Annotated in this window: 12 protein-coding genes; 8 read left to right on the top strand and 4 right to left on the bottom strand. The window is 43.1% G+C overall.

What is annotated here, in order from left to right; genetic code table 11:
- Positions 1-13 precede the first annotated feature (13 nt).
- The gene (locus D9603_RS03420; protein ID WP_128730138.1) at positions 14-1,120 is read right to left on the bottom strand and encodes an aminotransferase class V-fold PLP-dependent enzyme; all 1,107 of its coding nucleotides are present in this window, start codon (positions 1,118-1,120) and stop codon (positions 14-16) included.
- Positions 1,107-2,294: a monodechloroaminopyrrolnitrin synthase PrnB family protein gene (locus D9603_RS03415; protein WP_128730136.1), complete on the bottom strand. Its 1,188-nt coding sequence runs from the start codon at positions 2,292-2,294 to the stop codon at positions 1,107-1,109. Before D9603_RS03415 ends, D9603_RS03420 begins: the two co-directional genes overlap by 14 nt.
- 116 nt (positions 2,295-2,410) lie before the next feature.
- On the opposite strand from D9603_RS03415, the gene D9603_RS03410 reads away from it, so the two are divergent.
- The 3 genes from D9603_RS03410 to D9603_RS03400 all read left to right on the top strand — a co-directional run bounded on the left by D9603_RS03410 (position 2,411) and on the right by D9603_RS03400 (position 5,339).
- On the top strand, positions 2,411-2,878 hold the full coding sequence (locus tag D9603_RS03410; RefSeq protein ID WP_125253586.1) for an Lrp/AsnC family transcriptional regulator: 468 nt from the start codon (positions 2,411-2,413) through the stop codon (positions 2,876-2,878).
- A gap of 63 nt (positions 2,879-2,941) precedes the next feature.
- Positions 2,942-4,216 carry an alpha/beta fold hydrolase gene (locus D9603_RS03405; protein WP_128730134.1) on the top strand — a complete coding sequence of 425 codons (1,275 nt, stop codon included), beginning with the start codon at positions 2,942-2,944 and terminating at the stop codon, positions 4,214-4,216.
- The gene (locus tag D9603_RS03400) at positions 4,209-5,339 is read left to right on the top strand and encodes a GNAT family N-acetyltransferase (protein WP_128730132.1); all 1,131 of its coding nucleotides are present in this window, start codon (positions 4,209-4,211) and stop codon (positions 5,337-5,339) included. The genes D9603_RS03405 and D9603_RS03400 overlap by 8 nt, the downstream gene beginning before the upstream one ends.
- Here D9603_RS03400 and D9603_RS03395 read toward each other — a convergent pair.
- Positions 5,319-5,909 (bottom strand): DUF938 domain-containing protein, encoded by a 591-nt coding sequence (locus tag D9603_RS03395; RefSeq protein WP_128730130.1) that lies wholly within the window; start codon positions 5,907-5,909, stop codon positions 5,319-5,321. The two genes, D9603_RS03400 and D9603_RS03395, sit on opposite strands and share 21 nt — an antisense overlap.
- Before the next feature lie 166 nt (positions 5,910-6,075).
- On the opposite strand from D9603_RS03395, the gene D9603_RS03390 reads away from it, so the two are divergent.
- The 5 genes from D9603_RS03390 (at position 6,076) to D9603_RS03370 (ending at position 9,151) form a co-directional block, all read left to right on the top strand.
- On the top strand, positions 6,076-6,258 hold the full coding sequence (locus D9603_RS03390; RefSeq protein WP_128730128.1) for a hypothetical protein: 183 nt from the start codon (positions 6,076-6,078) through the stop codon (positions 6,256-6,258).
- Between the two features lie 110 nt (positions 6,259-6,368).
- Positions 6,369-6,779 carry a hypothetical protein gene (locus D9603_RS03385; protein WP_125253581.1) on the top strand — a complete coding sequence of 137 codons (411 nt, stop codon included), beginning with the start codon at positions 6,369-6,371 and terminating at the stop codon, positions 6,777-6,779.
- Positions 6,780-6,787: 8 nt separating this feature from the next.
- Positions 6,788-8,164 carry a class II fumarate hydratase gene (locus D9603_RS03380; RefSeq protein WP_128730126.1) on the top strand — a complete coding sequence of 459 codons (1,377 nt, stop codon included), beginning with the start codon at positions 6,788-6,790 and terminating at the stop codon, positions 8,162-8,164.
- Between the two features lie 96 nt (positions 8,165-8,260).
- A complete protein-coding gene (locus tag D9603_RS03375) occupies positions 8,261-8,761 on the top strand; it encodes a hypothetical protein (protein ID WP_128730125.1) in 501 nt (166 codons plus the stop codon).
- Positions 8,762-8,770: 9 nt separating this feature from the next.
- The gene (locus D9603_RS03370; protein WP_128730123.1) at positions 8,771-9,151 is read left to right on the top strand and encodes a hypothetical protein; all 381 of its coding nucleotides are present in this window, start codon (positions 8,771-8,773) and stop codon (positions 9,149-9,151) included.
- Positions 9,152-9,168: 17 nt separating this feature from the next.
- On the opposite strand, the gene D9603_RS03365 is transcribed toward D9603_RS03370, so the two are convergent.
- Positions 9,169-9,354: a hypothetical protein gene (locus D9603_RS03365; RefSeq protein ID WP_128730121.1), complete on the bottom strand. Its 186-nt coding sequence runs from the start codon at positions 9,352-9,354 to the stop codon at positions 9,169-9,171.
- Positions 9,355-9,589 lie beyond the last annotated feature (235 nt).

Raw genomic sequence — 9,589 nt, 5'->3', positions numbered from 1 at the left:
TCCCGAGCTGGGGTTAATTAACAACATGAAGCAGCGCCTCAATATCTGCCTGATCGCTATAAATGTGAGGTGAAATACGGATACCGTAACGTCTATTATCAACAGCAATGTTGGCTTGCTTAAGACGCGACCTGACTTGTTCATGATATGGCCCAAAATCTAGAATAGCGGTTCCAGAACACATACTCTGATCTGTCGGAGAGTAATAAAATTCAGGTAATGCCTTTTGGAGTTTTGCCAACAAGGTAAGGTTGTGTTCACGCACCGTGTTAATACCTACGTTTGCAAAATAATTCAGGCTATGACCTGCATAGATATATGGCGTAACGCTTGGTGTGCCTCCCCAAAAGCGTAGTGCACTCTCATTAGGTTCAAAATGATGGATATTAAACTCGAATGGGTTTTGATGAGAAAACCAGCCAACATCTTTTGGTTCGCAATAAGGTAGGATACTTTTATTCACCCACATAAAACCAGCCCCGGGACCTGCACAACTCCATTTAACACAAGATCCTACGACACAGTCAGCATCCCATTTATTTAAGTTTATAGGCAGCACACAAAGTGACTGAGCGATATCAATAATGGTGCGACAACCCTGTTGTTTTGCATATTGAATAATTTCAGCCACCGGTGCCTGCTGGCCACTATTGGAGTATACATGGCTCACAAAAACCCAATCAATTTGCTCATCGATATATTGCTGCCATACCGCAAGATCATACATATCAAATGACTCTGGAATATACACAATCTCGACATTATCCAACGCATTTTGTAGCGCAAATCCCATGCTCGGGAAATCTTGTTCACTCATCAATACACGAACTTTGCGAATACCACTCTCAGGCAAGCTCATCGCCCACTTTGTTAAGCCGCTAGACAAATTGGTTTGTGGACAAAATAGCCTAGCTTCTGAGCTCAGCAATTCAGCCAGTGCACTGGTAAATCGCTCGATACCATCGAGCCATTGCTGCCAAGGTTCTTGATTCTGCTGCTGCCATGGCATAATAAACTTCTGTTGAAAATCAGCCTCGGCTGATTTCAACATACGACCAACTGAGTGACTTAATAAATAATGGCCAGGCGCTAAGTGAAAATCATCTTTAAAGGTTGTCATTCTGTTCTCCTAGCGCCTCACGCAGTCGCTTCAAGTCATTGTATCGTGTGAAGATATCGTCGCGGTTAGCCGCCGCCCTACGATCGCGCAAGTCCGCAAGCTGCTGCAATAGGATTTCTAAAGGTGGACCACTGGCTGTCACCTTACTCAAATGCTGTTGCTGCATCGCCTGCGAAGGTTTGGCAATATACTTTTCTACCAGTTGATTATGATGCTGAATAGCTGTATCGCCATGGAGTTTACATACTTGCACAAACAAATTAGCAGCAGGCACAAACCACTCACGCTTTGGCGTATTCAATGCTGCCAAAAAAGCATCCATAAGATTAGGTGTACGCATACACTCTCGTAATGTAGCTTGATCTTCAGGCATCATAAATAAGAATTTTTCCACCAGCATTTGACCATAACTAATATCATTAGCTGGACACAATCCCAACATCATATCGATAACATTGATACCCGCAAAATCTCCAGCGTTAGCGCCACGATAGACTTCTTTACCAACTCGGTATGGTTTGTAGTAAGGGCGCACCACATAGAAGAACGCTTCAGCGTCTAAGGCATTAAACAATGCTCGATTAGACTCTATTACTTCAAGCAGCGCTTGCTTAACTTGTTTGAGTAGCACCAATGACATGGGATGAGAAATGCCCAAATGATGTACCTTCATTAACGATTCGGACGCTCGTTTATAGGCAAGAATAGCCTGAGTATTGTAGTCAATAAATAAGCGCTCTGCGGGGTGTGAAGTAAAGCGTTTATATACCCCATTCACTGCGCGATTATGGGTAGTGAGATGTGCGGTAGCAAACCTTGGTGTAACCCCCAAAGAGGCACCAATGTGCATAGCCAGTGCAGAAGCTTGTTTTAATGGCGAAACCTGTTCGCGACTTGGTTCGGTAATTTCATGGCGCCGACATGCGGCCATAAAAAGCCCAACATTGCCTAATAAGTCAAAAGCCTGATCAAATCCTTCATCGGTATTGCCTTCCTCCAATAAGGCTTGGATCAGTCGATTACCTTCTTCTTGTAACTGTATTTTTAGTGCTTCGCCAACGCCTTCAACGTTCGCTTTATCTTGTTGCTGCCAGTAAAGGTGCTCAAGCTTGTCGTTTATGTCAACAAACTGCCCTCTGATCCAAGCATCAAATTGTACGGCTAATGAACTCATGATTACTTCTCGTGATTATTCCATTATTAAGGCTAACAAATCACCAAGAGCATAATTTGCCAATTTTCTCTAAAAGTTTAATACTGATTAGCAATAATCACTCTTTTATTTCGCTTATGTCAGAAAATCTTGATGCTAAGGACAAACTGCTCCTGGCCGCATTACAACATAATGCCCGTTTGAGTAATGCCTCACTCGCTGAAAAAGCCAACCTTTCTGATACCCCTTGTCTACGACGCGTAAAGCGGTTACAAGAGACGGGGGTGATTTCTGGTTATCATGCTGCACTAGATAGAACGCAGGTTAATTTGAGTATCTTGGTTTATGCGTTTATAAAACTCAGTGAAAATACCGCAGCTGCTGCCCAGTTATTTGAACAACACGTAGAATCTGAAGATCAGGTGATCAGCTGTTCTGTGATCTCTGGCAGTTATGATTATTTATTGGAAATCGTAGCTAAGGATTTACCTAGTTATGAGCAATTTGCCAAACATCAACTGGGCGCCTGTAAGGTCATTAGCGGGATTGAATCAACGATTGTCCTAAAGCAAACTTTTGCAAAACGCATATTACCGATCCGTTGAGCGTTTTTATTGTCACGTGATCTCGCTATACTGCTTCAAACCTATAGCTTAAAAGGATTGAATATGCGTCACTACTTCACCTCCACAGTACTAGCTTGTAGCTTGCTTGTTTCACCTTTGGCCATTGCCCAAGATTGCACAACCCAAGTAAGTGATATGTCGCTATTCACCAAAAGCAAAGCATCAGGGTTATTTCGTGAAGCAATTGATAAAGGTCCTGTCACTATTGATATAACGAATATAACTAGCTTTGACGATTATATTCGCTCGACCAAAACAGTTATTGAAAATCGCAATCCTCGCGCCGCACTACCATGCCCGTTAATGACACCGACAGCAAGATTGCTGAATCTTACAAACCCGAAGGTAAGTGATCTGATTGCGCCATTTACACTTGACCATGACAACAAAGATAAGGCTGTGCTGCTTATCCATGGACTAACTGACTCTCCTTTTACTTTTCACTATCTCGCAGCAGCGCTCTATGAAGCAGGATACAATGTCAGAACCATGTTACTGCCAGGTCACGCCACCGCAGCGAGTGATTTAACCGAAGTCGATATCGACGATTGGCAAGCACATACAGATTATGCCATTTCACAGACGAGCAAAGATTTTACGCATTTTTCCGTACTTGGCTATTCTACAGGTGCCGCTTTGATGCTTAGTAGCATAGCGAAGCATAAGCCCAATAATTTAGAAGCTGTTGCACTGATCTCTCCCGCTACAGAGCCACATAATAAGAATGGTTGGCTCGCCAAATGGATTGATTACGTGCCATTTGTCAATTGGATAGATGAAGACGCTGATTTGGATTTCGCCAAATATGAATCTTTCCCGTGGCATGGCGCAACGTTGGCCCATCAGGCTATGGCACCACTCAAATCACTCTCTACTTTGCCAAATGTACCGATGTTTATCAGCTATAGCGATGTTGATACCACTATAGACAATCATGCAACGGCAAAGTTACTCGAAAAGTGGCAACCTAAGTCAGCATTGACCCAATTTATCTACTCGGAAACGCCATCGACTAAGCAAGGTGTGAATTATCGGAGCGTGAGAGCCGACAACATTGTCGATATGTCTCATATTGGTATTTTACAGCCACCTGATCATATTTTTTATGGCCAAAAAGGCCCTTATCGTAACTGCACCAGTTACCACTTAAAAGACCAGGCCTTCGTTAACTGCCGCACTGGTAAAACTGTCCATTTTGGTGAGCGTCACGAAGAAAACATGAAGCAACACAAACCTTTGGCACGGATCACATTTAACCCTGATTACAGCAACTTTGAGCAAGCACTGCTCGCATTTTTTGACGGCCACAATGACTGAGTACCAACACAGATTTATTCATTCTCTGACTGAAGTGACAGAAGCGCAGTGGGAACGTGTTTCACCACCACATGTATTTACAAGTTACGAGTGGCTGCTTGCATTAGAGTTAAGCGGCTGCACCAGCAAAGAAACGGGCTGGATACCTCATCATCTAATGATTGAACGCCAAGGTGAGTTAATTGCGATTTTGCCAGGTTATATTAAATCGCACTCTTATGGCGAGTACGTTTTTGATTGGGCTTTTGCTGAAGCCTACGAGCGTCATGGAGTAGATTATTATCCTAAATGGCTGTGTGGCGTCCCCTTTACGCCCACGCAGGGATCAAGGATCTTAACTAAAGCACCCTCTGCTGATCTACTTGAATATATTAACGCGACGCTCACGAGCCTCGCTCCACTGGGGATTAGTGGCGTCCATATTAATTTTTGTCAACAAAGCGACTTACTCGCTCAAAGTCATTTAACGATGCGCCGCAATGTACAATTCCATTGGCACAATAAAGGTTACGCTGGGTTCGAAGATTTTCTCGCGCAACTCACGTCAAGAAAGCGTAAAATGGTCACAAAAGAACGCCAAGCCGTGACTACCCAAGGTATTAATATCAGTTGGATTGATGGCAAAGAAATAAGCACAGCACAGCTCGATGCCTTTTTTCTCAGCTACCAACTTACCTACCTTAAACGCTCACGACACCAAGGCTATCTCTCGCGCGACTTTTTCCAGCAAGTTATCACCTCAATGCCAGATAAGTTTCGCCTTTGCTGTGCCTACTTAAACCACGACATTATTGCCACTAGTTTATACCTTGTGGATGGTGACACCTTGTATGGTCGCTATTGGGGCGCGATTGAGGATAGTTACGACTTTTTGCATTTTGAGCTGTGTTACTATCAAGGTATAGAGTACGCCATTGCTAACCAACTTGCAGTCTTTGACGCGGGTGCTCAGGGTGAGCATAAGCTGGTGAGGGGCTTTGAGCCGGTGTGGAGGCAATCGTATCACCGCTTATTTCAACCTGACTTTCAGCAGGCGCTTGAAGATTTTACCAAGCGCGAAGCTGATGCACTCGAGCATTACTTTATCGAGTGCCAAGCAAAGCTACCGTTTAAACACCAATAAGCGATTATTAGCCGGCATCGCATAGTCTTGCTGTAGTGTAAGTCCTTGCTCTTTAGCAAGCGCCAATACCCATTCTTGATCGCGAATACCACTATCCTGGTCTTGCGACTTTAGATAGGCATCAAACTCTCGATTACTTTCGCTGGTAAATTCGCCTTGATAATTAAACGGCCCATAAACTATCAGGTAGCCGCTTTCTTTAAGGTGTTGTCCTACTCCAGTGATTAAACGTTCCACGAGGGTTGATGACACAATGTGGAAGGTATTAGCGGTATAAATCACATCATAACGCTGATTAATAGGCCACCCATGGTGTAAGTCTAGCGCCAATGGCGGTAAAACATTTTCAAGCTCAGCGTCATCCAGCCACGCATAAATACCAGCGTGATTGACCTCTCTATCTGCTGTTTGCCATATTAAATGCGGTAATGCCGCAGCAAAGTGCACTGCATGCTGACCCGTACCAGAGCCTATCTCTAGGACTTCTAAAGGCTTGTTTAGATAAGGAGTAAGCTTTTCTAAAATCGGATGTTTATTGTTTTCACACGCTTGAGAGTAAGGTTTTGTCATCTCGTTTGCACTATTTTGATCAAATTATGCGCCTCATTGAGGCAAGCTTTTATATTAATTGCAAGGTAAATAGCCCAAAGTTTCACTAAATGATTAAAATTCAGAAAGAAATTTATTTTGGTACGACTTCTGCTAAGTTTAAAGAGTACAAAGAGGAGAAGCGAGCATGAAAATTTCAGAGATCACCCAAATGCCTAGCCAACTAAAAAGCGAAGGACTTGTCCTGAAGCAGCGAAAAAACGCGTTCACCAAAAACCGCGCCTATCGGCAAGAAGTCGCTAATCTTATGCAGCTTGAAGAGCAAGAAAAAGAACATTCCGAACAGCAGTATCTCCTTGGTTATAATTAACACTCACTTTTTAAATTCATTTCAGACCCATAGTGAGCTGCGATGGTGAATACCAAACTCAAGTTTGGTAGGGTAAATACAAAAGCTTGAATTGCTAACCAAACGATGTAATGATAATTGTTATCATTACATCGTTTGGTTTTGTATCTATGCAGCTTGCTACTTTATTACAGACTTACCGTGCGAAGCTTAATCGCCACTGCCAGCGGCCACAACTAGAGGCCCCGCTCTTAGTTGCTGAATATATCTCAGCAGGAATAGACATGGCTAAATGGTATGAGCGCCACAATAACCCGCTGCTGCAAGAGTTTTATCTCAGAAATACATTATCTGAGCTATTAGAGCAGATTGCCGATCCTCTTGTTGATACAGCCATACGTAAGCAATGTATGGATCAATTATTCAAGCCTTTGCTGGCATTAAAACGGTTTTATAAACATCACCATACTTCGTCGCAGCAATTTCTTAAGCTCCAGCGAGATGCGTGCCAAACCTGCCAGCAGTTTAACCCTTTTTATTAGGAGCAACGATGACTACTTTTCGTCAAGAATCCGATAGTATGGGAACACTAGATGTTCCAGAGTATGCGCTCTACAAGGCGCAAACACAGCGTGCAGTAAACAACTTTCCTATTAGTGGCATCACCATGCCAAGTAGCTTTATCAAAGCGCTGGCCTACATCAAACAAGCTGCAGCTGAAACCAACCAATCCCTTGGCCATCTACCAAGTGACAAAGCAAAAGCAATAGTGACTGCCTGCCAACAGCTAATTGATGGCAAACACTTAGATCAATTCCCTGTTGATGTCTTTCAGACTGGTTCTGGCACCAGTTCAAATATGAATGCCAATGAGGTGATAGCCACATTAGCCTCACAACTTAGCGGACTGACTGTACACCCTAATGACGATGTTAATATGGGTCAAAGCTCGAATGATGTGATACCAACAGCCATTCATGTCAGTAGTGCAATTACTGCTGTATATGACCTATTACCCGCACTAAAACACTTATCTCGTAGTATTGAACAAAAAGCAGAACAAGTCGGTCATCATGTCAAAACCGGCCGAACTCATCTAATGGACGCTATGCCTGTGACATTCGCACAGGCATTAAGTGGCTGGCAAGCGCAAGTAGACAACGCTTGTCAGGGAATTGTTCATTCATTAGAAAAAGTGTACGAGTTAGGTCAAGGTGGAACGGCGGTAGGCACAGGTATTAATGCCGATCCACAGTTCGCGAAATTATTTAGCCAAAACCTGAGCACTAACATCGGGATCCGATTTAGCCAAGGCAGTAACTTTTTTTACCATATCGGTTCACAAGACGCGATTGTGGGACTTTCTGGACAACTTAAAACTTTTGCCGTGGCGCAAATGAAAATCGCTAACGATTTACGCTGGATGAATTCTGGTCCCCTTGCTGGATTAGGTGAAATTGAGCTTGAGGCGCTCCAACCCGGCTCTTCCATTATGCCAGGAAAAGTAAACCCCGTTATTCCAGAAGCAGCAGCAATGGCCAGTGCTCAAGTGATAGGTAATGACGCCACAATCAGTGTTGCTGGGCAATCTGGTAACTTTGAGCTAAATGTGATGCTGCCAGTGATTGCATTGAATGTATTACAGAGTATCGAAATTCTCTCAAACACAGCACGACTTCTAGCTGATAAAGCCGTTGCCAGCTTCACAGTTAATGAAGTAAATATTCAAAAAGCTCTGGCAAAAAATCCGATCCTTGTGACTGCACTGAACCCTGTGATCGGGTATGAAAAAGCAGCACAAATAGCCAAACGAGCATACAAAGAAGGTCGCCCTATCATCGAGGTGGCTGCGGAGCAAACCGATCTGAGTGAAGCTGAGCTCAAGTCATTACTTGACCCGAACAAACTTACCAAAGGCGGTTTATAAATAAATCCTTTTCAGCCTGTAAGGATACAGGCTGTTGAGCTTGCTATTCCTCAAGGACTTGCGTAGTTTAATTAGCAAACATGAGGAGAGCATATAATGAACAAAATGATCCCCACCTTACTGGTTACATTTTTATTATTTGGCTGCCAGGGAGAAGCAATTAAAAAAGATGTAACAACGCAAAATACCACTAACGCACAGCCGCAGAGCGGGCTACAAGCTGAAGATAAAAAACCCAAAGAGACAAACTTAGCCATCCAAGTAGACAGCCAAAAACTAGATAGTTCAGATATTGCCGCCTACAAACAATCACTAGAAGACGTAAGTGCTGACAAAAGTTGCGATACCAATACACAATGCAAAGTGATCGCAGTTGGCGCTCGAGCCTGCGGCGGCCCTTCTTCTTATTTGGTGTACTCAACAAAGTCTGCGAATGAAAAACAAGTAATGCAGTTAGCGGATCAAATCACAAAGCTTGAGCGTGCTTTTAATAAGCAAAATCAAATGATGAGTATCTGTCAGCATTTAATTGAACCGGCAACACAATGCGTTGAAAATAAATGTGTTAAACTCCAAAAGAACCATTCTGCATACTAGAGGCAATTAATGAAGTTAGCTATCTCTCTCACTTGCATCAGTACACTCCTTATAGTGCTACCTGGCTGTGAAATGACATCAACTAGTGTAACAAGTAGCCTAGATAGCCAATATACGCTCTCAGATATCAGAGCTAGTATTGAGTGTGATGCAAGCTACCAATGTAAAGTGGTTGGTATAGGTGAGCGATTGACATGTGGGGGTCCAAGAGAATATATAATTTATTCGACCAAACATACCAATGAACAAGAAATTGAAAAAGTCGTCGCCAATATTACCAGACAAGAAAAGCTGGATAACGAAGAAAAAGCACCAGCGGTGAGTTGTGAGCCAGTGATGCCAGTGCAAACACTATGTATTGCCAACACTTGCCAAGCAGTACCACTTTAAACTGACAAGTGCTTAAATCATCGTGCAAGTTCACTGATCACAGAAACAAGCATGACTAAAAGTCCACAAATACTTGCATTGATAATGTACTTTACTTCGAGCCGCTTTTTCACCCAGTAGCTGTACATAAAACGAATTAGGTAAGTGGCTGAAGTACCAAACAGTGCAAATATAACTAATAGCGCAATTAAATGAAGTGACACACTAAGTCCCTCTGTTTTTAGTCAATCATATCGTTAATTAGCCCTTCCATGTAGCCCTTATTACATAAAACCGAATAGTTGATCACACCAGCAAAAATACAATAAGAACAGCCTACTATTTCTTACGTCGTACAGATACAGCTCGGCGGGTAAGCCGCCTCCTACCAGTGCTGCACTTTGTTGGTGTTGTGGTGGGTGCGAGTTTACCTCGTGATGTAACAAAGTAGACTGTTTT

Origin of the sequence: Pseudoalteromonas sp. PS5 (genome assembly GCF_004103255.1) — a bacterium.
In the GTDB taxonomy this organism is placed as follows: Bacteria; Pseudomonadota; Gammaproteobacteria; order Enterobacterales; family Alteromonadaceae; genus Pseudoalteromonas; species Pseudoalteromonas peptidolytica.
This window is presented reverse-complemented; position numbering and strand designations above follow the sequence as displayed.

Excerpts from the sequence above, each read along its gene's own strand:
- D9603_RS03370 (WP_128730123.1), top strand. The coding sequence starts at position 8,771 with ATGAAGTTAGCTATCTCTCTCACTTGCATCAGTACACTCCTTATAGTG.
- D9603_RS03375 (WP_128730125.1), top strand. The coding sequence starts at position 8,261 with ATGAACAAAATGATCCCCACCTTACTGGTTACATTTTTATTATTTGGC.
- D9603_RS03420 (WP_128730138.1), bottom strand. The coding sequence starts at position 1,120 with ATGACAACCTTTAAAGATGATTTTCACTTAGCGCCTGGCCATTATTTA.
- D9603_RS03410 (WP_125253586.1), top strand. The coding sequence starts at position 2,411 with ATGTCAGAAAATCTTGATGCTAAGGACAAACTGCTCCTGGCCGCATTA.
- D9603_RS03380 (WP_128730126.1), top strand. The coding sequence starts at position 6,788 with ATGACTACTTTTCGTCAAGAATCCGATAGTATGGGAACACTAGATGTT.
- D9603_RS03400 (WP_128730132.1), top strand. The coding sequence starts at position 4,209 with ATGACTGAGTACCAACACAGATTTATTCATTCTCTGACTGAAGTGACA.
- D9603_RS03385 (WP_125253581.1), top strand. The coding sequence starts at position 6,369 with ATGATAATTGTTATCATTACATCGTTTGGTTTTGTATCTATGCAGCTT.
- D9603_RS03415 (WP_128730136.1), bottom strand. The coding sequence starts at position 2,294 with ATGAGTTCATTAGCCGTACAATTTGATGCTTGGATCAGAGGGCAGTTT.
- D9603_RS03390 (WP_128730128.1), top strand. The coding sequence starts at position 6,076 with ATGAAAATTTCAGAGATCACCCAAATGCCTAGCCAACTAAAAAGCGAA.
- D9603_RS03405 (WP_128730134.1), top strand. The coding sequence starts at position 2,942 with ATGCGTCACTACTTCACCTCCACAGTACTAGCTTGTAGCTTGCTTGTT.
- D9603_RS03395 (WP_128730130.1), bottom strand. The coding sequence starts at position 5,909 with ATGACAAAACCTTACTCTCAAGCGTGTGAAAACAATAAACATCCGATT.